Below are 26,023 nucleotides of genomic sequence, written 5' to 3'. Positions count from 1 at the left end.
TCTCGTTCCGCGAGGGACGAGACAGCCGCTCCGCGTCGGTAGGCCCGGTGATGTTCCGGGCCTTCCCGTCAATCCCCGTTCGGATCCCAGTCCGCGATGTCCTTCTTCTTGGGCTCGGGCGGTGGTTTCGGGCGCAGGGGCTCCGAGGGCTTCGGCGCGGGCTTGGGCGTGGGTGGCGGCGCGGCCTCCGCCTCGGGCTCCGGGTCGTCGAAGACGCGGATCTCCTCGTCCTTCGACTTCGCGGCCGGCTCCGGTGCGCTCTTCGCCTTCGCGGCCGGTTGCGGCTTGGGCGCGGGTGCTGGCTCGGGCTCGGCCTCCGGCTCCTTCGCCTCGGCCGGCTCCGCCTGAGCGGCAGGCTCCGAATCCGAGGCCCGGTAGACGCCGCGCCGCACCCCATCGTGTGTGCTCGAGGCGGGCTTCCGGGTCTCCGTTTCGTAGCGCTCCGGCTCCCTCATGGCGGGATCCGCCTGGCGAGGGGGCAGCGGATCGATCTGCGCGTCCCGGAGCGAGTAGTGCCGGCTGGTGCACTCGCTCTGCTCGTGCATGCAGCGCTCCATGCACTGGTTGAGCTGGCGGTACTTCGCCGTGCTGCCCCCATAGTCGATGGTGCAGTCTTCGCGGCAGGTCTCGTAGTCCTCGCGGCACCCCGTGGGAACGGTCCGGTCGGGGCCAGCGGCGAGCGTCAGGAAGACAACGAGTGGTAACGGATGCATGATGGGCGGGGAGGCTAGCAGGCCTTCCGGGAGGAGAGGGAGCGGCGAGGGGATATCCGGCCGCCCGCTGCGCGACGGCGCACCCGTTCCCACCTTCCCAACTCGAACCGGGGACAGCGCGGGGGAGGGAATGTCGTTCCGCAAGCCCAGGCACCTGACGTGGCGCGAGTTCTTCAGGCGCCTCTGGGTGGAGCTCCAGGAGGACGCCGTCACCGAGTGCGCGGCGCAGCTCGCCTTCTACTTCCTCTTCGCCCTGTTCCCGTTCCTCTTCTTCCTGGTGACGCTCGCGGCGTACCTGCCGTTCGCCCCGGGAGCCGTGAACTCCATGGTGGAGCGGCTCGGCCCGCTCATGCCGCCCGAGGCCTTGCAGGTGGTACGCGGGCATCTCGAGTCGCTCGTCATCGATTCCAGGCCCCGCCTCATCACCCTCGGTCTCATGGTTGCGCTGTGGTCCGCCTCGCGCGGCGTGGACGCGTTCCGCCGGGCGCTCAACCTCGCCTATGACGTCCCCGAGTACCGGCCCTTCTGGAAGACCCAAGGGCTCGCCATCCTCATGACGGTGGCGGGCTCGCTGGTCATCCCCACCGCCTTTGCCCTCTTCCTCCTGGGCGGGCGGTTGGGCGAGTGGATCGCCGGGCACCTCCACGTCCTCAATGCCTACCTCGCCGTGTGGTCGTGGCTGCGCTGGCCCTTCACCGCGTGCCTCGTCATGCTGGTGCTGGCCCTGTGCTACTGGCGCCTGCCCGCCGTGCGGCACCGCTACCATTTCCTCTCACCCGGGGCGCTGCTCGCCAGCGTGCTGTGGTTGTTCACCACCTGGGGCTTCACGCAGTACGTCGAGCACTTCGGCCGCTACAACGTCACCTATGGCTCCATTGGCGGCGTCGTGGTGCTGCTGCTGTGGCTCTACCTCACCGGCCTCATCTTCATCATCGGCGGCGAGGTGAATGCCGTGCTCGAGCAGGCACAGGCCGAGGCGGCGAAGGCGGAAGGGAGGCCTTCACCCATCGAGCCGCCCCTCCTCAAGGCCGGGGCTGTCGGCGGTGGTGGCTCGGGACGGGAGCGGCTCGCCTTCTGGCGGTGGCGCCGGCGCATGGCCGAGCGCGCCTCTCCCGAGGTCGTGCCTCCCGCCGAGGTCCAGGAGACTCCCGACGGGGGCACGGGGACGGAGGAGCGGAGAGACCCCTCCTCGCTGCATTGAGGCTACATTGAAGCTACATCGAGGGGGGCGGGCCTACTTCTTCAGGCGCGCCTTGATGGGGGCCAGCCGGTCCGCCCCGACGTCCGAGCCCGTCAGCCGGTTCTTCGAGATGTAGCTGTTGAGGTGCTGCACGCGCTCCGCGCTCGGCGGGTGCGTGCTCAGCCACTTCATCACGCCGGGCACCTTGCCTTCCTCGGCCGCGAGCTTCTGGAAGAACGTCACCAGCCCGTTCGGGTCATAGTTCACTGCGGACGTGTACTTCGCGCCGAAGTCGTCCGCCTCGGTCTCGTTGCTCCGGCTGAACGCCAGGCCCGCGCCGCTGCCCGCGAGGTTCGCGGCGATCTGCGCCACCGTCCCCGAGTTCTTCCCGAGCGCCGCGTCGATCAGCGCCTGCTCGCCGTACTGGAGCATCAGCGCCTGCGCCGAGTGCCGGCCCGTCACGTGGCCCGCCTCGTGCCCCATCACGCCCGCCAACTCCGCCTCGTTGTCCGCCGCCAGCAAGAGGCCCGTGTACACGTACAGGTAGCCGCCCGGCGTGGCGAAGGCGTTCACCGTCTTCGGGTCATCGATGACGTTCACCTTCCACTTCACACCCTGCCGGTCCTTGTTCGCCTGCTGGAGGATGCGCGTGGACACGGTGCGCACGTACTCCACCACCGTCGGGTCCTCGAGGTACTTGATCTTCTCCTTCGTCTCGAGCTCCTGCTTCACCTGGAGACCAAGCTGCGCCTCCTGCTCGTCGGAGATGAGGATGGAGGCCGCCGTGCGCCCCACGTTCATGTTCTTCACGGATGCGCAACCGCTCGTGAAACCCAGGGCCATCGAGAGGGTCAGTACCGCCGAGAGAATCCGCTTCATGCGTTGCCTTTCTTGTCCGGGTGCTGCTTGACGACCCGGCGTCGTACCCAGCGTTCCGGGGACTCGGCAAGCGCTCTGTGCGGAATGGCCGAGGGGTCGCCCTCTAGCAGCCATCCCGGCGGGCCCCCGTCCGTGTGTGTGGAGTGCCTTGCCGCATGCCCGCGCGCTGCGGAACTTAGGAGACGGCGCCCGAGCGGGTGCCAGGAGGCTCCACATGTCTCGTCCCGTCTGGACCGGCTCGCTCGGTTTCGGGCACATGAACGTCCCGGTGCGGCTCCATGGTGCCGTGTCGCCCCGGCAGGTGCAGTTCAACTTCCTGCATGACGCGGACGGGGCCCGCATCCAACAGAAACGGGTGTGCTCGGCGGATGGCGAGGAGGTGCCCTTCGAGCACGTGGTGAAGGGCTATGAGATCCGCCCGGGCCGTTACGTGGAGGTGACACGCGGCGAGCTCGAGGCGTTGGATCCCCAGGCCAGCCGCACCGTGGAGCTGGAGGACTTCGTCGAGCTCTCCGAGATCGATCCCATCCTCTTCGACACCACGTACCACGTGATGCCGGGCGAGAACGCCTGGAAGCCGTTCGCCACCCTGGCCATGGCCCTGCGCGCCTCGGGCCGCGCGGGCATCGGACGCCTGGTGATGCACCAGAAGGGGCACCTGTGCGTCGTGTGGCCGCATGGACGGGGCCTCGTCCTCTCCACCCTGCACTACGCGGACGAGCTCCTCTCCCAGGACAGCTTCCCCGAGGTGGCCGTGCCTGGGCCCCGGCCCGACGAGCGCGAGGTGGAGGCCGTGCTGAGCGCCATCGAGGCGCGCACCGTCGACTTCGAGCCCCAGCGCTACCACGACACGTATCGGGAGCGGCTGCTCGCCTTCCTCGAGCGGCGGGCCCGGGCAGAGGGGATGCGCGAGCTGCCTCCCGAGGAGGCTCCGGCACGTGAGGAGGAAGAGGCTCCTCGTGTCAGCCGGGCGGGCAGGGCGACCCGGAGGGCTCCCGAGGCTGTGCGGGGCGAGGAGGGTGGGGCCTCCTCGCGAGGAGTGTTGCGACTGCGCCCGCAGCAGCAGGCTGCCCGCGAGGTGCGGAAGCGGACTCCCCGCGCGAAGAAGACGGCGCGCACTCCGGCCCGGACGCGCCGCAAGAAGGGGAGCCCGGGCCGCTGAGGCCGCGAAACGACGACGGCGGATGGGCCCGGTGGCCTACTTCTTCAGCCGCGACTCGGCGGCCTCGAAGTCGATGTTCTGGAAATAGGCCTCGACGTACTTGGCGCGCTCGAAGGGTTTGTAGTCAGGCACGAAGGCGTGCTCCCACGCGTCCATGACGATGATGGGCGTGTAGCCGGCGATGTTGCCGTTCTCGTGCAGCGTCACCCAGTGGTTGGAGAGCCAGCCAGTGCGCGGATCCTGGAAGGTGATGGCCCAGCCGACGCCCGGCGAGGTGCCCACGGCCTTGAAGTCCGTCAGCCAGTTCTCATAGGAGCCGAAGCTCTGCTCGAAGGCCTGCTTCAGCTTGCCGCCCGGGGTGGAGGCTCCGCCCGGCTTCAGGTTGCCGAAGTAGTACTCGTGGAGGACCATGCCGTTGTACTCGAAACCCAGACGGCGCGTCATTTCGGCGTAGGCCGGGTTGGCACCCGCGGCCTCGCCCTTGGCCTGCAGGCCCGAGAGCGTCTCGGTCAGCTTGTTGGTGCGGTTGACGTAGCCCTCGTACAGCTTGAAATGAGACTCGAGCACCCCGTCGCTGATGCCCTTGAGACCCTTGAGGCGGGTGAACTGCATCGGCGTGTACTTCTTCTGTGGCAAGTCGGCCATGTGGGGCCTCGGAGTGGAGAGAAGAGGGGTTGAGGAAAGGCGCCCCTTCTACAGGGGCGACGCCGCCGTTTGGGGAGCGTTTCGCGCAGATGTGCGCGCGGCAACAAGAGAGAGGGGCCGGGGCGTTTCATTTCTGAACGTCCAGAAGGCCACTGCCGGATGTCGACGGTAGGACACCGATTGCCTCGTGCTGTGCGTTGAGCCCTGGCCGCCGTGACGGGAGGGACTCATGGCCGTGCGTCCTCCCGGCTCCGGGTTCCGTCAGACCCTTTGGGTAAGGAATAGGAATGGCTACCCAATGGGGGAGAACAATGCCGGGTGTGAATCTCATGAAGCGGTGCGCCTGGGTCGTGTTGCTGGTGCTCCTCGTCGGATGCGGCACCACCACCCGTGCCGTGCGCCTGGATACGGGGCGCGGAAAGCTCCTCGTCCATGTTCCGCGCGGCGGCGAGGAACCGGTGAAGCTGCACGAGGGCGAATTCAAGCAGACGCTCGCGGAACTGGCCCGGGATGTGCGGCCCGCCTCGAATCCCCTGCGAAACGCCCGCAGGCTGATGTTCGACTCCCCCTGGCAGGAGGAGGTCTATCTGAAGTGGACGGGGCGGCAACTGTTGCTGGACTCCGAAGCGGAATCCGCGCAGCGGGCGGCCGGGGTGTACCTCGAGCTGACACAGGCCTACGGACGCTGGTGCGAGCACAAGGGGCGTCCCCGGGACTGCCTCTCGCTGCTCAAGGATGGACCCCTCCTCAATGAGGATGGCCGGTATGCCCTGGCCATGGAGTTCGCCCTGGGCTCGGTGTGGAACGAGACGATGGACGCCTTCAAGGGCATGGCCAATCCCGAGGCCGTGCGGGCGACCATCGTTTCCGCGATGGCCATGTACATGACGCTCTGGCTACTGCCCGAGCCGGCGAGCAAGGGCTTGGCTGCCATCCTGACGGCCTCGCTCATCGCTTATCTGGGTGTCGATACGGTCTGGAGCCTGATGCAGGGCTGGATGCAACTGGTGGAGGAGGTGAAGGGAGTCACGTCCTTTGCTGAGCTACGGGAGATCGGCGAGCGGTTCGGCAGGGTGATGGGGAAGAACGCCGCGCGCATCTTCATCATGCTGGCCACGGCCGCCATCGGGAACACGGCGGGGCTGGCGATGAAGGGGCCGGGGTTGCCCGGCTACTCGCGAGCGGCGGTGCTGGCGGAGACGGGCGAGTCGACCAAGGCACATTAGCGAAGGACGTCAACTCCGTCATCGAGCCCCGGGTCGACGTGAATGCCGACATGGCAGCCATCAAGGCGGGACGTGCCCAGGTGGGTCGGACGCTTGGCGGCGAGGTCAGCTATACAGTCAATGGACGGACCTACGGCGCACACCCCAACGGGACGCTCTATCCCATGCAAGGGGATGGAATCCATGTGCTCAGGAGGGGCGCCTTCAAAGCGCTCGGAGTTTACAATCGGTTTGGCGATACTCCGCGCGCCGCGCAGATTCTGGACTCCATGGGAATCGGTATGAATGAGCGAGCACAGGCGCTTGGAGTTTGGAGGGCCTACCAGTGAGCGCAGGAGACCTGCACATGACCATCACGTCGAGGGTTGAAGGCTGCCTGGTGCGCAAACCCGTAGAGTGGGTGCAACTCGCGAGGGCTCTTGGCGAAATCCTGGCGCTTGATCCGGTCGGCATTCGAGCATTCGACGCAGACCACCTGATCGATCCGCCTCCCCCCGCACTCGTGGAAATCCACGAGCACAAGTCGGGGTTCCGCCTGGACCTGACCTTCTACTTGCGCATCGAGGCACGGCCTGAAACGACGGGTGTGCAGCTCGCCCGACGACTCGCGATGGTGCTCGGCCAGGAGGTACTGACCAGCCCTCCGGCCATGGATGATGGGGCTGCACCAGCCCCTGACCGGTGGGTCCTGGCGCGCCCGGATGGTTCGCTCTTCCTTGTTCGTCAACTCTTCCCCGAGTCGGACGACATCGAGATCGATTACGACCCGCACCAAATGGAGCGCCTGCTCCGCCGTGAGTAGGGCCCCCTACGGTCTCATCTTGCTGGGAGCGACCGAGGCTGTGAGTGCCAACGCTCTGCGAATCGGGCGACATGCGTTCGCAAAGTTCGGAATCACCTTTCCTCCTTGAAAGGGATCCATGGGAACGACGAGAAGGCTTGACTCGATCATCTTGGAATGGCTGCCCCAGGAAGTGTGGGCATGGCTCGACAGAGTCACCATCGGTGAGCCTGTGGAAGGCGAGCCGTTCAACTGGGATGGGTTTGCCTTCACCGCCGCTGCGCAAGCCAGAAGGGAGCGGAGTCTGCTATGGGCCAACATCGCCCTGCGGGTCTACGAAGGCCTTGTGGAACGCGAACCGGACTGGGCTGCAGAGTCTCGCACGCAATCGGCAATGTACCTGCGCGCGTGGATGATCTGCGAACTCGGCGTGCGGGAAGGTGACACCGTTCTGGATCCCGAGGTGATCGTGACATGGTTCCGGCGAACCGCCACGCTGTCCTTCGAGGAGGTGGTCCAGTGGGTGTCCCCACTGGACCTGTTGACCACCCCCATCGATATGCTCCGCAAATTGCGCAGCATCAAGAATGCGCTCAATGTCGTGAGAGCCATTTGCAAATCGGGTGTGTTGCAAAAGCACCCCGAGTTGGTCGGCTGGCTGCGCATCCGACGACGCCTGCCTTGAGCACGGAGACGTGGCTTCCCTCTCCGGCGTGCACGGTGCTATGCCGCGCGCGTCATGCCCGAGCTTCCAGAAGTTGAAATCGCCCGGCGCAACCTCGTCCATTGGCTGGACGGCCGCCGCGTGGTGCGGGCCGAGGCCGATGACACCCGGATATTCCGCGGAGCCCGCCGGGAGGACTTCGCCTCCATCCGTGGTCGCCTCGAGTCCCTGGAGCGGCGTGGCAAGTACCTCCTCTTCACCTTCGAGGGCGGCCGGGGCCTGCTGGCCCACCTGGGCATGACGGGCCGCTTCCTCCGCCGCGCCGAAGGCGCCGAAGTGCCCTACAGCCGGGCCCGCTTCCACCTGGACTCCGGGGACGTCATCCATTTCGCGGACTCGCGCCTCTTCGGCCGCATGGAGCCGTGCGCCGCCTCGCGTCTGCACGCGCTGGACGCCGTGAAGGAGCTGGGGAGGGATCCGCTCGCGGACGGCCTCTCCGCCGAGCAGCTCCAGCAGTCCTTGGGGGACTCCCGGCAGGAACTCAAGGTGGCCCTGATGGACCAGGGGCGCGTGACAGGGCTGGGCAACATCCATGCCGCCGAGGCGCTCTACCGCGCCGGCCTCCACCCCGCGCGCAAGCCCGGCTCGCTCACCCCCGCCGAGTGGGCCCGGCTGGCCGACGCCATCCACGCCTCCATCGCCTTCGGCCTCGAGGAGCAGCAGGGCGAGGAGCCCGCATACCTGGAGGATGGCGCGGAGAACCGTTTCCTCGTGTACGGTCGCGCCGGGACTCCCTGTGCCCGATGCGGGACGACCGTGGAATCCTTCACCCAGGGAGGCCGCACCACCCATTGCTGCCCGCAGTGCCAACCGAAGAACCCTGGCCGTAAACCCCCGGACGGACGTGGAATGACGCGTGCTCGCCGTCGTTGACACCCCCGGCCGGGTCCGCTTGACTCGCCCGCCCTTTGCACCCGCCGCACTCGCGCGGCACCGGAGAAGAACCCCCTATGTCGTCCAACGCCCTGCTGGCGGCCCTGCTCGTCGCCTCCGCCACGGCCACCGCCCAGACGCCGGAGCCCCAGTCCGGCACGTCCGCTCCCGCCCCGGAGAAGGCCGCTCCCGCCACCCCGGAGGCGCCCGCGGACTCCACCGAGGAGCGCATCCGCCAGGAGGTGGACAAGCGTGTGGAGGCCGCCAAGCAGGAGATGCGTGAGGAGATCCGCGCGCAGCTCGCCACCCAGACGCTCTCCACCGACTGGCAGGAGGAGTGGGTGGAGGAGAAGCGCAAGCTGGAGCTCTTCTCCCTGGACGGCTACTTCCGTCTGCGCCCCAACCTCTACTACCAGTTCAGCCTGGGCAAGCCCCAGAATACCCGGCTCTTCCCCTCGCCGCGCCCCTCCGAGAAGACCCAGTCGGGCGCCGACATGCGCCTGCGGCTGGAGCCGACGTTCAACATCTCGGAAGAAGTCCGGGTGAAGACGTCCTTCGACGTGCTGGACAACGTGCTGCTGGGCTCCACGCCCTCGCAGAGCTTCCCCAGCGACGGCTTCTACCTCTTCGACATCTTCAATGATGGCCAGACGTCGCCCCGGTCGGCCGTCAATGCGCTCAAGGACTCGATCCAGGTGCGCGAGGCCTACGGCGAGGTGTCCACGCCGGTGGGTCTGCTGCGCTTCGGCCGGATGAACGCGCAGTGGGGTCTGGGCATCGTGCGCAACGACGGCAACTGCCTGGACTGTGACTTCGGCGACCAGGTGGACCGCGTCATGTTCGTCACCGAGCCCTTCGAGGGCTTCTACGTGACGCCCATGTTCGAGTTCAACAGCGAGGGCCGCTACGCCTACCCCAACGGGCTGGAGAGCGAGCCGGTGGACATCTCCAACGCGGATGACAGCACCAGCCTGGTGCTGGCCATCGCGCGGCGGGACACCCCGCAGCAGGTGAAGGCCAAGCTGGACAACAACCAGGGCGTGCTCAACTACGGCGTGCACTTCAGCTGGCGCTCCCAGCGCTACGCCGCCGCGGGCCTCTACACCAGCGCGCCCACGCTCAACCCGGATGGGACGGTGGGGCCGAGCCAGGGCTTCGTTCCGCGCAACGCCAACCTCTACATCCCGGACGTGTGGCTGCGTTACGAGGAGAAGAAGTTCCGCGTGGAGCTCGAGCTGGCCGCCTACTTCGGTTCCATCGGGAACCGGGCCATGACGACGGTCGATCTCAACAACCCGGATCTCACCCAGTCCCTGGGCGTGACGTCCTTCGGCGGCGCGGCGGTGGGCGAGTACCGGCTGCTCAACGGGCAGCTCAACGTCCAGCTGGAGCTGGGCTTCGCCTCGGGTGACCGGGCCCCGGGCTTCGGTGCCTATCCGGGCCGCCTGCGCCCGAGGCGCGAAAATGCCTTCTTCACCCAGCCGGGTGACATCGATGGTCCGCAGTTCAACTGCGGCGTCGGTGGCTGCAGCGACAGCTCCATCCGCAACTTCCGCTTCAACCGCGCCTATCGCGTGGACAACATCCTCTGGCGCGAGCTCATCGGCACGGTCACCGACGCCTTCTACGCCAAGCCCACCATCCGCTACACGCTGACCCAGGGCTTCGACGCCTTCGGCAGCGTCATCTACTCGCAGGCCATCTACCCCGAGTCCACGCCCTCTGGCGCCAGCCGGGCCCTGGGCATCGAGACGAACCTGGGGGCCCGCTACGAGACCGAGGACGGCTTCGTGGCGCGCGTCGAGTGGTCCGTGCTCTTCCCGCTCGACGGCCTGAAGGACATTGGTCTGCCGTCTCAGGATCTGGCGACGGCGCACTCCATCCGCGGCACGCTGGGCATCCGCTTCTAAGGGAGACGCCATGCTGGGGCCGCGTGGTCTCGTCGTGCTGCTCGGCCTCGTGCTGGGGATGGCGGCTTGTGGCATCAAGGGGTCTCCCCGGCCCCCCGAGTCGTCGCCTCGCTCTACATCGGAGGCACAGCCGCCGGGCGAGTCGCCCAGCGGCCCGCTGTCTCCGCCGACTCCTCCACCCGACGCTGGGACTCCGTGAACCCCTTCACCTACCGTAAGCGTGTCCTGCACGCCGAGGAGGTGCCCCTGCCGGCCATCGCCGAGGCCGTGGGTACCCCTGTCTACGTCTACTCCGCCACCGCGCTCCGCCAGAACTTCCGGGCCGTGACGGAGGCCTTCGGCTCGCACCCGCACCAGGTGTGTTACGCGGTGAAGGCCAACTCCACCCTGGCGGTGCTCAAGCTGCTGGCCCAGGAGGGCAGTGGCTTCGACATCGTCTCCGGCGGTGAGCTGGCGCGCGTGAAGGCGGCCGGCGGCGAGCCGGGCAAGACGGTGTTCGCCGGGGTGGGGAAGACGGCCGATGAGATGGCCCAGGCCCTCGCTGCTGGCATCCTCTTCTTCAACGTCGAGAGCCCCGAGGAGTTGGAGCTGCTCGACGCCGTGGGCCGGGCCCAGGGCAAGCGCGCTCCGTTCGCCTTGCGTGTCAATCCCAACGTGGACGCACGCACCCACCGCCACATCTCCACCGGTCTGAAGACGTCCAAGTTCGGCGTCCCCTTCGAGGAGACCGTGGCCCTCTACGCCCGCGCGAAGCGGATGAAGGGCGTCCAGGCGGTGGGGGTGGACTGCCACATCGGCTCGCAGATCACCCGCACCGCGCCCTTCAAGGCCGCGCTCACCAAGATGGGTGAGCTCTACAAGGCCTTGAAGGCCAAGGGCCATGCGCTCCAGTACCTGGACATCGGCGGGGGCCTGGGCATCACCTACACCGAGGAGAAGCCCCCCTCGCCCGCCGAGTACGCGCGCACCGCGCTGTCCGCCGCGGGCGACACCGGCGCCACGCTCGTCTTCGAGCCGGGCCGGCTGCTGGTGGGCAACGCCGGGGTGCTCGTCACCCGCGTGCTGTTCCGCAAGAAGACGTCGGCCCGCCAGTTCGTGGTGGTGGACGCGGGCATGAACGACCTGATGCGCCCCGCCCTCTACGACGCCCACCACGTGCTGAAGCCGCTCGTCGAGCGGCGCGGCCAGGAGGTGGAGGTGGACGTGGTGGGTCCGGTGTGCGAGTCCACCGACGTGCTGGCCCGCCAGCGCAAGCTGGTGCTCCCCAAGCAGGGCGAGCTGCACGCCCTGATGAGCGCCGGGGCCTATGGCATGAGCATGGCCTCCAACTACAACTCGCGGCCCCGGCCGGCCGAGGTGCTGGTGGACGGAGCGGCCTGGCGGGTGGTGCGCGAGCGGGAGAGCGTCGAGGATCTCTGGCGCGGCGAGCGGCCCTGAACATATAAGCCGCAGCATGAGGACCTTCGAAGGCTCGATGACCGCGCTCGCCACTCCCTTCCGGGAGGGGGCGTTCGACGAGGCAGCCTATCGTGCGCTCGTCCGGCAGCAGATCGCCGGAGGGACCAGCGGGCTCATCCCCATGGGCACGACGGGCGAGGCGGTGACCATGGCCCCGGACGAGCGCTTCCGCGCCATCCGGGTGGCGGTGGAAGAGGCCGCGGGCCGGGCCGCCGTGGTGGGCGGCGCGGGCTCCAACAGCACCGCGGAGACCATCGAGGGCGTGAAACGCGTCCGCGAGGCCGGTGCCGACGGTTCGCTCATCGTCACGCCCTACTACAACAAGCCCACGCAGGCGGGCCTGGTGGAGCACTACCGCGCGGTGGCGAAGGCGCACCCGGGCTTCCCCATCGTCGCCTACAACGTGCCGGGCCGCACCGGCGTGGACCTGCTGCCGGACACGGTGCTGCGGCTGTGTGACATCCCCGAGGTGGTGGCCATCAAGGAGGCCACGGGGAGCATGCCCCGCGCGGTGGACCTGCTGGAGAAGTGCGGCGATCGGCTGACGCTGCTGTCCGGTGATGACTTCACCGTGCTGCCCTTCATCGCCTGCGGCGGCAAGGGCGTCATCTCCGTGTCCTCCAACGTGGCGCCGCGGATGATGGCGGATCTGGTGGCGGCCGCTCGCGCCGGGCAGATGGCGAAGGCCCGCGAGCTCCAGGTGCGGATGAACGAGCTGCACCGGTTGCTCTTCATCGAGTCCAGCCCCATTCCCGTGAAGTGGGCGCTGCACAAGCTGGGATTGTTCGGGCCCGAGGTTCGCCTGCCTCTGGTGCCCATGACCGAGCCCAACGCGAAGAAGCTGGAGGCCGAGCTGCGCAAGCTGGGTCTCCTCCAGGGCTGAACCCGGGAATCCACCGAGAGACCCGGGCCTCGAGGACGACATGATCCGCACCGTCATCACCGGCGTCACCGGCCGCATGGGCGGCACCCTGCTGCGCCTCGTCCGCGACGCGAAGGACCTGGAGCTCGCTGGCGCCACCGCGCGCAAGGGCTCCTCCGCCGTGGGGCAGGACGCGGGCCAGGCCTCGCGTCTCGGGACGCTCGGCGTCTCCGTGAGCGATGACCTGGGCCAGGTGCTCGAGGCATCGCGCGCCCAGGTGGTCATCGACTTCACCAGCGCGGAGGCCAGCGTGGCCCACGCGCGCCAGTGTGCCGCGCGCGGCGTGGCCATGGTCATCGGCTCCACGGGCTTCACCCCCGAGCTGCGCGCCGAGCTGGCCGCCAGCGCGAAGTCCATCCCCGTGGTGCTGGCCCCCAACACGTCCGTGGGCGTGAACGTGGTCATCCGCATGGCCGCCGAGCTCGCCCGCGTGCTGGGTGAGGGCTACGACGTGGAGGTGCTCGAGGCGCACCACCGCATGAAGAAGGACGCACCCTCGGGCACGGCGCTCAAGCTGGCCGAGGTGCTCGCCTCGGCGCTGGGGCGCGGGCAGGAGGACCTGACCTTCGCCCGGCAGGGACAGATTGGCGCTCGCCCGAAGCAGGAGATCGGCGTGCAGACGCTGCGCGGCGGAGACGTCGTGGGCGAGCACACCGTGTACTTCTTCGGCGAGGGCGAGCGCATCGAGCTCACCCACCGGGCCACGAGCCGGGACCAGTTCGGACTCGGGGCGCTGCGGGCCGCGCGCTGGGTGACGGGCCGCTCGCCGGGGCTCTATGACATGGCCGACGTGCTCGGCTTCCAGAGGACGCCATGACGACGCGTTATTGCCGCTTCCAGTACGAGGGTCAGGCGCGGTACGGCCGCATCGAGGGTGACGAGGTGGTGGTGCTCTCCGGCGCACCGTGGGCCGGTGGAGCGGACACGGGCCAGAAGGTGGCACTGAGCCAAGTGTCGCTGCTGGTGCCCTCGGAGGCCTCGAAAGTGGTGTGCATCGGACAGAACTACCGCAAGCACGCCGAGGAGATGGGCAAGCCCGTCCCGCCCGAGCCCCTCATCTTCCTCAAGCCCTCCACCGCGCTCAACGCGCACCGCTCGCCCATCCACATTCCCAAGGCGAGCCAGGAGGTGCACTACGAGGCGGAATTGGGGCTCGTCATCGGCGAGCGTCTCAAGAACGCCGACGAGGCCACCGCCGCCCGCGCCATCTGGGGCCTCACCTGCATCAACGACGTGACGGCGCGCGACATCCAGCGCCGCGAGGTGCAGCACACCCGCGCCAAGAGCTACGACACCTTCGCCTGCGCCGGCCCCTGGGCCGTCACCGGCCTGTCCCCGGCGGACCTGCGCATCCTCTGCCGCGTCAACGGACAGGTGCGACAGGACAGCCGCACCTCCGACATGATCTTCGGCCCCGCCCGGCTGGTGTCCTTCATCTCCCACATCATGACCCTCCTGCCGGGCGACCTGGTGAGCACGGGGACTCCCTCGGGCGTGGGCCGGCTGGCGGCCGGGGACACGGTGGAAGTGGAGCTCGAGGGAATCGGGACCCTGGCCAATCCTGTTGAGATGGAGCCTTGAGCGCCACCGTCTACGTAGGGCTGGGTTCCAACGAGGGAGACCGCGAAGCCCAGCTCGTCTCCGCCCTGGAGGCGATGTCCCGCATCGATGCAGTGGCGGTCCTGCGCTGCTCGTCCCTCTTCGAGAGCGCGCCCGTGGGCCCGCCACAGCCGCGCTACCTCAACGCCGTGGTCGCGCTGGAGTGTTCGCTTCCTCCCCAGCGGCTGCTCAGCATCCTCAAGCAGATAGAGCGCGACCTCGGCCGCCGCCCGGGCGGTCCGCGTTGGGGGCCTCGTCCCATCGACCTGGACATCCTCCTGTGGGAGGGTGAGGTGGTGGCTGACCCCAACCTCCAGGTTCCCCATCTGGAATTGCACAAGCGCCGCTTCGCCCTGGAGCCCCTGTGTGAGCTCGCTCCCAACGCGGAGCACCCCGTGCTGGGCGTGACGGTGTCGGAGCTGCTCACCCATCTCGCGCCGCAGGATGTGCGCCGCTGCGTGGCCACCCAGTGGCCTGAAACCCCTCTCCCGATAACCGAGTGATGACCCTCTCCCTCGCCCTGACCGCCGCGGCGCTGCTCGCCGCCGAGCCCACCTCCCTGCCCGCCGGTCACCCGCCCATCGGCGCGCAGACCCAGGCCCCGGCCGCCTCCTCCCCGGGCACGGGTGCATTGCCCGCGGGCCATCCGTCCATCGGCTCGGGCGCGACGGCCCCGGCCTCCGGGGACGCGCCTGCGGGACCGCTTCCAGAGGGGCACCCGCCGATGACGGGCCGGGCCGCGCCCACCGCCGAGGAGCTGCTCCAGCAACTGGACGGGATGCAGGGGCTGCGCGAGCGGGAGAAGACGTTCGAGATCGCCTCGGCGCTCGGCAAGCTCTACTACACGAACGGCCGGCCGGCGGATGCCGTCCCCTACTTCCTCCAGGCCGAGGAGCGGGCGAAGGCGGCACGCGAGCTGTTCCTGGCGCAGCGCAAGAAGCTGGGCAAGGCCCCGGTACAGAGTCCAGCGGAGGCGAACTGTGGCTTCACGGCGCAGATGCCGGTGGAGCAGATGGCGGCGGCGGCCGCGGAGCGCGCGAAGAAGGGCGACACCGCGGGAGCGGCGGCCTGTGCACGCGCGGCGCTGGAGCCGGTGCTGGAAGTGGAGTCGATGCACGCCAACGCGCTGTTCCTCTCCGGTGACGCGGCGGGCGCGCTGAAGGGGTACGAGCGGGTGCTGGAGGTCGCGCCCACGTACGCGGACGCCCTCTTCGGACGCTCGGCGCTGCTGTACGAGACGCGGGGCGAGGACCTGAAGGCGCTGCAGACCGCGCACGAGGGCTTCGAGGCCTTCATGGCGGCATACCCGGACTCCAACCGGGCGCCGCTGGCGCGCAAGCTGAGCCGCATGACGGACGAGGCGGTGAAGGCGGGCGGCATGAAGAAGTGGCAGGCCTCGCGCGCCGAGGACCGGCGCATCCGGGCCACGAAGTTGGATCTCTCGTCGGGTCCGATGATGGCGCAGGGGCCGATGGCCGGCGGGGGTGGGCGTCCCATGGCGGGTGGTGGTGACACGGCGGCGCCGGCGATCTCGCAAGAGACGATGCAGGCGATGCAGAACGTCGAGCACACGCCGGAGATGGAGGCCCAGCTCACGAAGACGGTGGAGCAGGGCGAGGAGCTGCTGGCGAAGGGCCGCTTCGACGAGGCGCTGCAGGCGTACCGGCAGGTGATGCCGCTGCGTCCGGACGGGCGGGTGAAGGCGGGCCTGGCGTGGACGCTCATCGGGCTGGGCAAGCCGACGGCGGACCGGGTGTGGGGCGTGGCGGTGGGCTCGGATCCGGCGGCGGTGGACCAGCTCGGCGAGACGCTCAAGGCCAAGGGCGACCTGAAGGGCGCCAAGGCGCTGTGGACGAAGCTGGCGGCCTCGGCTCCGGACTACGCGGACAAGGTCCAGGCCAAGCTGAATCAGTAGCCGCCCGGGTAGGTGAGGACTGGTCAGGGGGCTCGCGAGCCCGCACGATGCGGCCGTGAGCACTCGTCACCTCGCAGGGAGCGGCCGCGCGGAGATCCTCGCCGCGGCCACCAGGGAGTTCGCGGATCGCGGCTACTCGGGAGCGACGACGGCGGGCATCGCCCGGCTGGCCGGAGTCACGCAGCCCCTGGTGCACCACCACTTCGGTTCGAAGCAGGGGCTCTGGAACGCCGTCCTCGACGAGCTCTTCCAGGAGATGCGCGGTGTGACCGAGCAGGCCCTGCGCGAGGTGGAAGGCGCCGATCGCATCACCCGCCTGGCGCACCTGTTGCGCGCGTTCGTGACCTTCAGCGGGCGCCGCCCGGAGCTCGCCCGCCTCGTGCGCACCGAGAGCAGCGCGGGAGGCGAGCCCTTCGAGTCCCTCTATGAGAAGTGGCTCGAGGGCCCGATGTCCTTTCTTCAAATCGAGCTCTCCGCCGCCGCGGCGGATGGGACCATTCGTCCCATTGATCCGCGCTTCGCGCACTTCGCCATCATCGGCGCGAGCACCCAGGCCTTCGCCGTGCCCGAGACAGCCCGCCGAGCCTTCGGGCTGGACATGAAGGACGAGCGCTCCATCGCGCACTACGCGGACCTCGTGGTGGACATGGTGCTGCGCGGCCTGCTCACGAGCCCGGCCTCGTACCCTCCCTCCCAGCCCACACCCACCGAGAGCGGCTCTCCGGCGCCCCGGAAGGGACCGGCACCGCGCCGTAAGCGGGGCTGAGCTCCCTCTCCGCACGAGCGCATACACGGCGGCACATGCACCTGCCGGGCGGCCATGCCTTGCGGGGCAGGCCGGGTTGACGCGTCACGGCAGGGGGCTTATAGCTCTATAAGGCTGATGGCTCTATAAGTCCCTTGGGACAGGAGGTTTCCCTATGAGCGCCGCCTCTGCCAACGCGTCCATTCCTCAACCCCGCACGCGCCCGCTGGTGGGCAACATCCCCGACGTGGAGACGGAGACTCCCATCCAGTCGATGATGAGGCTGAGCCGGGAGTACGGGCCCATCTTCCGGCTGACGTTCCCGGGCAGGTCCATCCTGGTCATCGGCTCGCACGCGCTGGTGGACGAGGTGTGTGACGAGCAGCGCTTCGACAAGTCGGTGGGCGGTGCGCTGAAGAACATCCGCGATTTCGCCGGAGACGGGCTCTTCACCGCGTACACGCACGAGCCCAACTGGGAGCGAGCGCACCGCATCCTGATGCCGGCCTTCGGTCCCCAGGCGATGCGCGGCTACTTCGACTTCATGCTCGACATCGCCGAGCAGATGCTCACCAAGTGGGAGCGGCTCGGGCCCGACGCGGAGCTCGACGTCACCGACAACATGACGCGGTTGACGCTCGACACCATCGCGCTGTGCGGGTTCGGGTACCGCTTCAACAGCTTCTACCAGCGGGAGATGCACCCGTTCGTGGACGCCATGGTGCGCAGCCTCGCCGAGGCGGGTGAGCGCACGCGGCGCCTGCCCCTGCAGACGCGGCTGATGCTGATGACGCAGCAGCAGTACCAGCGCGACATCGCGTACATGCACCAGGTGGTCGACGAGGTCATCCGCGAGCGGCGCCACAACGGGGATGCCGCCACGCGCAAGGACTTGCTGAGCCTCATGCTCCAGGGCGTGGATCCGACGAGCGGCCAGGGGCTCGACGACCGCAACATCCGCAACCAGGTGGTGACCTTCCTCATCGCGGGCCACGAGACGACGAGCGGCCTGCTGTCCTTCACGCTCTACCAGCTCCTGCGCCACCCGGAGGTGCTCGCCCGCGCCACCGCGGAGGTGGACCGGGTGCTCGGCAGGGACCTGTCCCGGCGCCCCACGTTCGAGATGGTGAGCAAGCTCAACTACCTGGACCAGGTGCTGCGCGAGTCGCTGCGTCTGTGGCCCACGGCGCCCGCCTTCGGGCTGCACGCGCGGGAGGACACGGTCATTGGCGGCACGTGGCCGGTGCACAAGGGCGAGTCGGTCATGGTCCTCACGCCGATGCTGCATCGCGACCCGGAGGTGTGGACGGACCCGGAGCGCTTCGACCCGGAGCGCTTCAGCCCCGAGGCTGTCGCGGCGCGTTCGCCCAATGCGTGGAAGCCCTTTGGCAACGGGCAGCGTGCATGCATCGGCCGCCCGTTCGCCATGCAGGAGGCGTTGCTGGTGCTCGGCATGCTCCTGCAGCGCTTCCAGCTCGTCGATCACACCCGCTACCAGCTCCACATCAAGGAGACGCTGACGCTCAAGCCGGAGGGCTTCCGGATGCGCGTGCGTCCACGCGGGGATGCCGAGCGGCCGGTGGTGGACCTGCGGCCGGCCCCCGAGGCGGTGGCTCCGGCGAAGCCGAAGTGGACGTCCGGACCCGTGGCCCAGCACGGCACGCCGCTGCTCGTGCTGTACGGCTCGAACTCGGGCTCGTCGGAGGCCTTCGCCCAGCGCATCGCGAGTGACGCGGCGGCGCAGGGCTACGTGCCCACGCTCGGGACGATGGACGCCTACGCCGGGCGCCTGCCGCGCGAGGGAGCCGTCGTCATCGTGACCGCCTCGTACAACGGCCACCCTCCGGACAACGCGAAGGCGTTCTGCCGGTGGTTGGAGGAACTCCAGCCCGGAGCGCTCGCTGGGGTGCGCTACGCTGTGTTCGGCTGCGGCAACCGGGACTGGGCGGCGACCTTCCAGGCCGTGCCGAAGCGCGTGGACGAGCGGCTGGCCGCCGCCGGTGCGCAGCGGATGCTTGCTCGGGGCGAGGCGGATGCGCGCGCCGACTTCTTCGGGGACTTCGACGGCTGGTACCAGGGCGTGTGGCCCACGCTCGGCGAGGCCTTCGGGGTGGAGTCCGCGGAGGCGAACCAGGCGCCTCGCTACGAGGTGGAGCGGCTGGACCAGGCGGCGGATCCGCTGGAGGCCGCTCACGGCGTGGTGCCGGTGGAGGTGGTGGCCAACCGCGAGCTCGTGGACATGACGTCACCGTTCGGCCGCTCGAAGCGCCACATCGAGGTGCGGCTGCCGGACGGGGTGTCGTACCGGACGGGAGACCACCTGGCGGTGCTCCCGGAGAACGCGCCCGAGCAGGTGGAGCGGGCGGCGAGGCGCTTCAACCTGAGCCCGGACGAGACGGTGCTCATCCGGCGCACCCGTGAGGAGCCGAGCACGCTCCCGTTCGACAAGCCCGTGACGGTGCGGGTGCTGCTCGGCCGCTACGTCGAGCTGTCGGCGCCCGCCACGCGGAGAGACCTCCAGCTCCTGGCGAAGTACACCGCGTGCCCGCCCGAGAAGAAACGGCTGCTCGCGCTCGCGGGCGAGGGAGGCGCGGAGCCGGAGGCGTACCGCACGCAGGTGCTCGAGAAGCGCGTCAGCGTGCTGGATCTGCTCGAGGAGTTCCAAGCGTGCGAGCTGCCGTTCGGGGTGTTCCTGGAGTTGATGCCTCCGATGAAGCCGCGCCGCTACTCCATCTCGTCCTCGCCGCTCGAGGCGAAGGAGCGGTGCACGCTGACGGTGGCGGTGGTCGATGCGCCGGCCTGGTCGGGGCGAGGCCGTTACAAGGGCACGTGCTCGAGCTTCCTCACGCGGGTGCAGCCGGGCACGCGGCTGCAGGCCGTGCTCCGCGAGCCGCACTCCCCGTTCCGGCCTCCCGAGGACCCCAGCGTCCCCGTGGTGATGATTGGCGCGGGCACGGGGCTCGCGCCGTTCCGCGGGTTCATCCAGGAGCGGGCGCGGCTGGCCGAGCGGGGCACACAGCTCGGCAAGGCGCAGCTGTTCTTCGGGTGCGACCACCCGGACGTGGACTTCCTCTACCGCGAGGAGCTCGAGGCCTGGCAGAAGCAGGGCGTGGTGGAGGTGTATCCGGCTTTCTTCCGGCAGGAGCGCGACGGGGTGAAGTTCGTGCAGCACCGGCTGTGGGAGGAGCGGGAGCGGGTGGGCGAGATGCTCGACGCGGGAGCGCGCCTCTACGTCTGCGGAGATGGCCGCTACATGGCGCCCGCGGTGCGTGAGACCGTGGCCCGCATCCACCAGGAGCGAACCGGGTGCACGGCGGAGCAGGCCACCGCCTGGGTGCGCGAGCTGGAGACCCAGGGCCGCTACCTCGCCGACGTCTTCGCGTAGCCGGAGGCGCGAAGTCTCCGCCGCCGTGAGGTTCCAAGACGGCGGCGGAGCCGTCCCTCAGAAGTACCGTGCGGCGAGCAGGTCCTGCACATCGAGCAGGCCCACGGCCTTGCCCTCGGCGTCCACCACAGGCAACTGGTCCACGCGGAACTCGCGCATGAGCTTGGTGGCCTCGAGCACCAGCACCTCGGGGCCCACGCACCGGGGCCGCTTGCCCATCACCTCGCGGATGGGCCGGTCGAAGTTGGTCTCCCCGCGCTCGACGAGCCGGCGCAAATCACCATCCGTGAAGATGCCCACGAGCCGTCCCTGCCGGTCGACGACGTTGGTGGCGCCGGGCCGGCCCGGGGTGTTGGTCATCACGACGACTGCCTCGGAGAGCTTCGCGGTGTCTCGGACGACGGGGTTGGCGTTGCCCGAGCGCATCAGATCGAAGACGCGCATGACGGAGCGGCCGATCTTCCCGCCGGGATGCAGCAGTGCGTACTCGGCCGAGCCGAAGGGCCGGGCGCGCAGCACCGCCATGGCGAGCGCATCGCCAATCGCGTGCAGGGCCGCGGTGGATGCGGTGGGCACCATGCCCATGGGACACGCCTCTTCGATCCGGCCGATGTCCAGCACCACGTCCGCGCCACGCGCCAGCGGGCTCTCCGCGTCTCCGGTGATGGCGACGACGGGGGCGCCCAGCCGCTTGAAGGAGGGCAGTAGCCGCACCAGCTCCTCGGAGGCGCCGCTGTTGGACAGCGCGAGGATGACGTCGCCCCGGCCCACGCGGCCGAGGTCTCCATGCACGGCCTCGGCGGGGTGGAGGAAGACGGAGCGGATGCCGGTGGAGGCCAGCGTGGAGGACAGCTTCTGTCCGATCAGACCCGCCTTGCCCATGCCCGTGACGACCGTCTGGCCCGCGCAGTCGCGCACCAGCTCGAGTGCTCGCAGGAAGGAGTCGCCCAGCCGCCCGGTCAGCCCGAGGATGGCGTGGGCCTCGGCCTCGAGCACGCTGCGCGCGTAGGCGAGCGTGGCCTCCCGCTCGTCCTGGGAGGGGACGGGGGCGGCGGTGGCATGTCCGGGGATGGCGCGGAGGCGGGGCTTGCGGGCGGTGCTTCGGGTGGCTCGGGCCATGGGGCGCCCTTGTACCTCCGGGCTGGCCGGGCCTGCCAGCTTGACGCACCGGGGGGCATCGGCTACGCGCCTCCTCGCCCGGCGGGCAGACTGGAGCGCATCCCCTGCGACCGCGGGATTTCAACTAGGCTCGAGGGCCTGACCTGTACCTGGAAGGGGACGAAATGAAGTTCTTCATCGACACCGCCGACGTCGAGGAGATCCGCAAGGCCCACGCGATGGGCGTGCTGGATGGAGTTACCACCAACCCGTCGCTGCTGGCCAAGGTAGGCCGAGGCCTCGAGGAGACCATCCGGGAGATCTGCTCCATCGTGGATGGCCCCGTGAGCGCCGAGTGCGTCTCGCTGGAGGCTCCCGAGCTCATCAAGGAGGGCAAGGGGCTGGCGAAGATTCACGACAACGTGGTGGTGAAGATTCCCATGGGCGTGGAGGGCATGAAGGCCGTCAAGGCGCTCACCGCCGAGGGCATCCGCACCAACGTGACGCTGTGCTTCTCCGCCAACCAGGCGCTGCTGGCCGCCAAGGCGGGCGCCACGTACATCTCGCCGTTCGTGGGCCGCCTGGACGACATCTCCCAGGACGGCATGGAGCTCATCGCCCACATCATCGAGATCTACCAGAACTACGACTTCACCACGCAGGTGCTGGTGGCGAGCGTGCGCAACCCGGTGCACGTGCTGCAGGCGGCGCGCATGGGCGCGGACGTGGCCACGCTGCCCTACAGCGTCATCACCCAGCTGGCCAACCACCCTTTGACCGACGCCGGCATCAAGAAGTTCCTGGCCGACTGGGAGAAGGTGCCCAAGGCCTCCAAGCCGTAGCCCTTGGGGGGCGCGCTGGCGCAATCTTCGCGTCCAGGGTATTCGTTGATTCAGGAATCGAGGGCACGCCGTGCCCTCTCCCACATCCAGCGAGGACCCATGGATTTCCAACTCACCGAAGCCCAGCGCGCCCTTCAGGAGATGGCTCGCAAGTTCTCTCGTGAGGTCATCCGCCCCAAGGCGGCCCATTACGACGAGACCGCAGAATTTCCCCGGGAGATCATCGCCTCCTCCTGGGAGAACGGCCTGCTGAACATGGCCATCCCGGCGGAATACGGCGGGGTGGGCGTGACGCACCTGGAGCAGCTCCTGGCCTACGAGGAGCTGGCCTGGGGCTGTGCGGGCATGGCCACCTCCATCACCGCCAATGATCTGGCCAACCTGCCGATCATCCTGGGGGCCAGCGAGGAGCAGAAGAAGCGCCTGCTCACTCCCTTCACGGAGAAGTTCAAGCTCGCCTCCTTCTGTCTCACCGAGCCGGAGGCGGGCTCGGACGTGGCCGGCATGAGCACCAGCGCGGTGCGCGACGGTGACCACTACGTGCTCAACGGCGCCAAGTGCTTCATCACCAACGGTGGCCACGCGGACCAGTACACGGTGTTCGCCACCGTGGACAAGGCGAAGAAGCACAAGGGGATTACGTGCTTCGTGGTGGAGGGCCGTCCCAAGGGCCTCACCGTGGGCAAGCACGAGAACAAGATGGGCCAGCGCGCCAGCGACACCGTGGCGCTCACCTTCGAGGACGTGCGCGTCCCCGTGGCCAACCGCATCGGCGAGGAGGGCGAGGGCTGGCGCATCGCCATGGAGACGCTGGACAACAGCCGCCCCATCACTGCCATCCTCTCGGTGGGCATCGCCCGCGCCGCGCTCGAGCACTCCCTGGAGTACTCCGCCCAGCGCAAGACGTTCGGCAAGCCCATCCGTGAGCACCAGGGCATCCAGTTCATCCTCGCGGACATGGCCATGAACATCCAGGCCGCGCGCCTGCTGTGCCACCAGAGCGCATGGCTGCTGGATGAGGGCCAGAAGAACACCCTGCTGTCCTCCTACGCCAAGTGCTTCTCCGCCGACATGGCCATGAAGGTCGCCACCGACGCCGTCCAGGTCTACGGCGGCTACGGCTACATCAAGGAGTACCCGGTGGAGAAGCTCATGCGCGACGCCAAGCTGATCCAAATCTACGAGGGCACCAGCCAGGTGCAGCGCCTGGTGATCGCTCGCGAGCTGTTCAAGTAGACAAGAAAAACTGTCCGCTCCTAGCGCTTCCCGGTTGCCGGAGCAGGGCGTTGATGCGTAAATCAACGCCCTGCGACGCGGCGCGCTGCGTCATGAGAATGCGCCCGCTCCGCCATTTCTGGGAGTACCCGCTCTAAGGAGAAGGACGACCGTGAAGATCCTCGTCACCGCCAAGCGCGTGGAAGACCCCGAGTCCAAGATCAAGGTAAAGCCGGACGGCTCGGGCATCGTTCAGGAGGGGCTCAAGTACAAGATCAACCCCTTCGATGAAATCGGTGTGGAAGAAGGCCTGCGCCTCGTGGCCAAGCATGGCGGCGAGGTGGTGGTGGTCTCCATCGGTGGCAAGGAGGTCCAGGAGCAGCTGCGGCACGCGCTGGCCATGGGCGCCAACCGCGCGGTGTGGGTGAACCACACGGGCGCGTTGGATCAGATCGGCGTGGCCGGGCTGCTCCAGAAGGTGGCGGAGAAGGAGAAGCCGGACCTCGTCATCCTGGGCAAGCAGGCCATCGACGACGACCAGAACCAGGTGGGCCAGTACCTGGCCGAGTTCCTGGGCTGGGGTCAGGCCACGTTCGCCTCCAAGGTGGAGTCGCTGGAGAGCGAGCAGGAGAAGAACAAGGTGCCGGCGCTGGCGGTGGGCGCGGACGGCAAGAGCGTGCGCGTGGTGCGCGAGGTGGACAACGGCCTGGCCACGCTCGAGTGCGCGCTGCCGGCGGTGGTCACCACGGACCTGCGCCTGAACCTGCCGCGCTACGCGAGCCTCCCCGGCATCATGAAGGCCAAGAGCAAGCCCATCGAGGAGCTGACGCCGGCCAAGCTGGGCGTGGACGTCACCCCGAAGGTGCAGGTGCTCAAGATGGCCTCGCCGCCGCCGCGCAAGGCGGGCATCAAGGTGCCGGACGTGGCGACGCTGGTGGACAAGCTGCGCAACGAGGCCAAGGTCGTCTGACGGGGCCTCTTCCCCCCTCTTCTTCCGAGATTGGAGCTGAACATGCCGATCGTTCTCATCGTTGCGGAGCAGCAGCCGGACGGGAACCTGCGCAAGGCCACCCTCAATGCCCTCACCGCGGGCAAGCAGCTCGCCGACAAGGCGGGCGCGGAGCTGCACACGGTGCTGCTCTCGAAGGACCCTTCCAAGGTGACCGAGGAGCTCAAGGGCCTGGGTGCCAAGGTGGTGCACACCGCCGCGGCCCCCGAGTTCGAGCACTACCTGGCCGAGACGTACGCCCCGGCCATCGCCGAGCTGGCGAAGTCCATTGGTGCCAACTACGTGGGCATGGCGTCCACCGCCCAGGGCAAGGATCTGCTGCCCCGCGTGGCCGCCCGTCTGCAGGCCGCCATGGCCACCGACGTCATGGCTTTCAACGGCAGTGGCGCTGACGTCACCTTCAGCCGTCCCATGTGGGCCGGCAACGTCTTCGCCGAGGTGAAGCTCACCACCCCGGTGAAGGTGTTCACCCTGCGCGCCACCGAGTTCGCCGCCGCCCAGGCCGGCCAGGGCGCCGCCGAGGTGAAGGCCTTCTCCCCCAAGGTGGAGACGGGCAAGACGAAGTTCGTGGACTTCAAGGAAGTGAAGAGCGCCCGTCCCGAGCTCACCGAGGCGCGCGTGGTCGTCTCCGGTGGCCGTGGCACCAAGGGCGACTTCAAGGAGATCGAGGCCCTGGCCGACGAGCTGGGTGCCGCGGTGGGCGCCTCCCGCGCGGTGTGCGACGCCGGCTGGGTGCCCAATGACTTGCAGGTCGGTCAGACGGGCAAGGTCGTGGCGCCGCAGCTCTACATCGCCGCGGGCATCAGCGGGGCCATCCAGCACCTCGCGGGCATGAAGAGCTCCAAGACGATCGTCGCCATCAACAAGGACCCCGAGGCCCCCATCTTCCAGGTGGCGGACTACGGGCTCGTGGACGACCTCTTCAAGGTGCTGCCCGCGCTGCGCGAGGCCATCCACAAGGCCAAGGGCTAGTCACTCCGAAGTGGGGCCCGGTGTACTCCGGGCCCTCGAGTCCAGGAGGGGCGGTGGCGGGGTGCTCCCCGTGCCGCCCCTTCGGCGTTGCGGGGCTCAGAGCTGGATGTCTTCCTTCTTCCGCTCGGGGGCCCGCTGCTCCTGGTGGGGCTCCTCGGGCTCGGGCTCGGCGGGCTCGCCCGGTTCCTCCTCTTCTCCGGGCAGCGGCTCCACGTCCGGGAGTGAGTCGGGGAAGGGGACGGTGTCGGGAGGTGGCTCGGGTTCTCCTCCGAGCAGGTCGATGGTCGGACGCCCGGGGACCTCCACCTTCAGCGTGGTGTACTTCCACGTGTCCGCGTTCTTGTAGGCCTCCACGTACAGGGTGCCGTCGGTCTTGGCTCCCTTGAGGGGCACGGAGAAGTTGGCCGAGCCCTGGTCATTGTGGGTCTGGATGGAGCCCTGGAGCATCAGGCCCGCCTCGATGGGCTCGCCGAGCGCCTGTTGCACCTCGGGCGACTGCTTGGCCTGGGCCACCGCGTCGACGAAGACGCCCGTGCCTCGCAGGGCCTGCCAGGTGACGCCGAAGATGAGGGCCGTGAAGCAGCCGCAGGACAGCAGCAGCCCCAGGCATCCGCTGGGCACCACCCACTTCCAGTTGCGGCTCCACCAGCTCTGCTGAGGCGCCAGGTGGCCCTCTGTCATCGTGTTCATGGATTTTTCGAGTCCTCCCGTCACGCGGGTGTGCGCCCCTCGTCATAACGGTTCTCGGGTGGTCGACAACAGGGCCAGCA

Annotated in this window: 25 protein-coding genes; 20 read left to right on the top strand and 5 right to left on the bottom strand. The window is 68.8% G+C overall.

All coding sequences use genetic code 11. From position 1 onward, the window contains the following. Positions 1-68: 68 nt before the first annotated feature. Positions 69-713: a hypothetical protein gene (locus tag DAT35_RS10220; RefSeq protein WP_108066751.1), complete on the bottom strand. Its 645-nt coding sequence runs from the start codon at positions 711-713 to the stop codon at positions 69-71. Between the two features lie 130 nt (positions 714-843). Between DAT35_RS10220 and DAT35_RS10215 the strand changes: the two genes are divergently transcribed. Continuing rightward, a complete protein-coding gene (locus DAT35_RS10215; protein ID WP_108066750.1) occupies positions 844-1,914 on the top strand; it encodes a YihY/virulence factor BrkB family protein in 1,071 nt (356 codons plus the stop codon). A 33-nt stretch (positions 1,915-1,947) separates the two neighbouring features. Here DAT35_RS10215 and DAT35_RS10210 read toward each other — a convergent pair whose 3' ends face one another. After that, on the bottom strand, positions 1,948-2,772 hold the full coding sequence (locus tag DAT35_RS10210) for a M48 family metallopeptidase (RefSeq protein ID WP_108066749.1): 825 nt from the start codon (positions 2,770-2,772) through the stop codon (positions 1,948-1,950). Positions 2,773-2,986: 214 nt separating this feature from the next. Here DAT35_RS10210 and DAT35_RS10205 point away from each other — a divergent pair, with 214 nt between their 5' ends. After that, positions 2,987-3,934 (top strand): Ku protein, encoded by a 948-nt coding sequence (locus DAT35_RS10205; protein ID WP_108066748.1) that lies wholly within the window; start codon positions 2,987-2,989, stop codon positions 3,932-3,934. A 36-nt stretch (positions 3,935-3,970) separates the two neighbouring features. Here DAT35_RS10205 and DAT35_RS10200 read toward each other — a convergent pair whose 3' ends face one another. Further along, positions 3,971-4,579: a superoxide dismutase gene (locus DAT35_RS10200; protein WP_199242859.1), complete on the bottom strand. Its 609-nt coding sequence runs from the start codon at positions 4,577-4,579 to the stop codon at positions 3,971-3,973. 320 nt (positions 4,580-4,899) lie between these two features. Here DAT35_RS10200 and DAT35_RS10195 point away from each other — a divergent pair, with 320 nt between their 5' ends. The 14 genes from DAT35_RS10195 to DAT35_RS10130 all read left to right on the top strand — a co-directional run bounded on the left by DAT35_RS10195 (position 4,900) and on the right by DAT35_RS10130 (position 20,117). Further along, entirely contained in the window at positions 4,900-5,805 is a 906-nt protein-coding gene (locus DAT35_RS10195; RefSeq protein WP_158501636.1) for a hypothetical protein, read from the top strand. A gap of 50 nt (positions 5,806-5,855) precedes the next feature. After that, a complete protein-coding gene (locus DAT35_RS58070; RefSeq protein ID WP_146209657.1) occupies positions 5,856-6,134 on the top strand; it encodes a hypothetical protein in 279 nt (92 codons plus the stop codon). A gap of 17 nt (positions 6,135-6,151) precedes the next feature. Next, complete coding sequence (locus DAT35_RS10190) at positions 6,152-6,607, top strand: hypothetical protein (protein WP_108066746.1); 456 nt, start codon at positions 6,152-6,154, stop codon at positions 6,605-6,607. Between the two features lie 118 nt (positions 6,608-6,725). Then, on the top strand, positions 6,726-7,271 hold the full coding sequence (locus DAT35_RS10185; RefSeq protein WP_108066745.1) for a hypothetical protein: 546 nt from the start codon (positions 6,726-6,728) through the stop codon (positions 7,269-7,271). 54 nt (positions 7,272-7,325) lie between these two features. Beyond that, complete coding sequence (mutM, locus tag DAT35_RS10180; RefSeq protein WP_108066744.1) at positions 7,326-8,183, top strand: bifunctional DNA-formamidopyrimidine glycosylase/DNA-(apurinic or apyrimidinic site) lyase; 858 nt, start codon at positions 7,326-7,328, stop codon at positions 8,181-8,183. 77 nt (positions 8,184-8,260) lie between these two features. Next, entirely contained in the window at positions 8,261-10,093 is a 1,833-nt protein-coding gene (locus tag DAT35_RS10175) for a TIGR04551 family protein (RefSeq protein ID WP_108066743.1), read from the top strand. A gap of 195 nt (positions 10,094-10,288) precedes the next feature. Further along, on the top strand, positions 10,289-11,530 hold the full coding sequence (gene lysA / locus DAT35_RS10165) for a diaminopimelate decarboxylase (protein ID WP_108066741.1): 1,242 nt from the start codon (positions 10,289-10,291) through the stop codon (positions 11,528-11,530). A 16-nt stretch (positions 11,531-11,546) separates the two neighbouring features. Continuing rightward, positions 11,547-12,434 carry a 4-hydroxy-tetrahydrodipicolinate synthase gene (dapA, locus tag DAT35_RS10160; RefSeq protein ID WP_108066740.1) on the top strand — a complete coding sequence of 296 codons (888 nt, stop codon included), beginning with the start codon at positions 11,547-11,549 and terminating at the stop codon, positions 12,432-12,434. A gap of 40 nt (positions 12,435-12,474) precedes the next feature. Continuing rightward, on the top strand, positions 12,475-13,290 hold the full coding sequence (gene dapB, locus DAT35_RS10155; RefSeq protein ID WP_108066739.1) for a 4-hydroxy-tetrahydrodipicolinate reductase: 816 nt from the start codon (positions 12,475-12,477) through the stop codon (positions 13,288-13,290). Continuing rightward, positions 13,287-14,054 (top strand): fumarylacetoacetate hydrolase family protein, encoded by a 768-nt coding sequence (locus DAT35_RS10150; protein WP_108066738.1) that lies wholly within the window; start codon positions 13,287-13,289, stop codon positions 14,052-14,054. The genes dapB and DAT35_RS10150 overlap by 4 nt, the downstream gene beginning before the upstream one ends. Further along, positions 14,051-14,575, top strand: a complete 525-nt coding sequence (folK, locus tag DAT35_RS10145) for a 2-amino-4-hydroxy-6-hydroxymethyldihydropteridine diphosphokinase (RefSeq protein ID WP_108066737.1) — start codon at positions 14,051-14,053, stop codon at positions 14,573-14,575. The genes DAT35_RS10150 and folK overlap by 4 nt, the downstream gene beginning before the upstream one ends. Next, positions 14,575-15,987 (top strand): hypothetical protein, encoded by a 1,413-nt coding sequence (locus tag DAT35_RS10140; RefSeq protein WP_108066736.1) that lies wholly within the window; start codon positions 14,575-14,577, stop codon positions 15,985-15,987. Before folK ends, DAT35_RS10140 begins: the two co-directional genes overlap by 1 nt. A 55-nt stretch (positions 15,988-16,042) precedes the next feature. Then, positions 16,043-16,753 carry a TetR/AcrR family transcriptional regulator gene (locus tag DAT35_RS10135; RefSeq protein WP_108066735.1) on the top strand — a complete coding sequence of 237 codons (711 nt, stop codon included), beginning with the start codon at positions 16,043-16,045 and terminating at the stop codon, positions 16,751-16,753. Between the two features lie 154 nt (positions 16,754-16,907). Further along, positions 16,908-20,117, top strand: a complete 3,210-nt coding sequence (locus DAT35_RS10130; RefSeq protein ID WP_108066734.1) for a bifunctional cytochrome P450/NADPH--P450 reductase — start codon at positions 16,908-16,910, stop codon at positions 20,115-20,117. Positions 20,118-20,174: 57 nt separating this feature from the next. Here DAT35_RS10130 and DAT35_RS10125 read toward each other — a convergent pair whose 3' ends face one another. Continuing rightward, on the bottom strand, positions 20,175-21,236 hold the full coding sequence (locus tag DAT35_RS10125; protein WP_108066733.1) for an SIS domain-containing protein: 1,062 nt from the start codon (positions 21,234-21,236) through the stop codon (positions 20,175-20,177). A 164-nt stretch (positions 21,237-21,400) separates the two neighbouring features. Here DAT35_RS10125 and fsa point away from each other — a divergent pair, with 164 nt between their 5' ends. From fsa to DAT35_RS10105, 4 genes are all read left to right on the top strand, one after another. Beyond that, on the top strand, positions 21,401-22,057 hold the full coding sequence (fsa, locus tag DAT35_RS10120) for a fructose-6-phosphate aldolase (RefSeq protein ID WP_108066732.1): 657 nt from the start codon (positions 21,401-21,403) through the stop codon (positions 22,055-22,057). Between the two features lie 99 nt (positions 22,058-22,156). Further along, positions 22,157-23,293 (top strand): acyl-CoA dehydrogenase family protein, encoded by a 1,137-nt coding sequence (locus tag DAT35_RS10115; protein WP_108066731.1) that lies wholly within the window; start codon positions 22,157-22,159, stop codon positions 23,291-23,293. A gap of 151 nt (positions 23,294-23,444) precedes the next feature. Next, complete coding sequence (locus DAT35_RS10110) at positions 23,445-24,242, top strand: electron transfer flavoprotein subunit beta/FixA family protein (protein ID WP_108066730.1); 798 nt, start codon at positions 23,445-23,447, stop codon at positions 24,240-24,242. 42 nt (positions 24,243-24,284) lie between these two features. Next, complete coding sequence (locus DAT35_RS10105; protein ID WP_108066729.1) at positions 24,285-25,253, top strand: electron transfer flavoprotein subunit alpha/FixB family protein; 969 nt, start codon at positions 24,285-24,287, stop codon at positions 25,251-25,253. Between the two features lie 96 nt (positions 25,254-25,349). Here DAT35_RS10105 and DAT35_RS10100 read toward each other — a convergent pair whose 3' ends face one another. After that, entirely contained in the window at positions 25,350-25,943 is a 594-nt protein-coding gene (locus DAT35_RS10100; protein WP_108066728.1) for a cytochrome c oxidase assembly factor Coa1 family protein, read from the bottom strand. Positions 25,944-26,023 lie beyond the last annotated feature (80 nt).

The sequence above is a fragment of the Vitiosangium sp. GDMCC 1.1324 genome, assembly GCF_003044305.1.
Lineage (GTDB): Bacteria > Myxococcota > Myxococcia > Myxococcales > Myxococcaceae > Archangium.
This window is presented reverse-complemented; position numbering and strand designations above follow the sequence as displayed.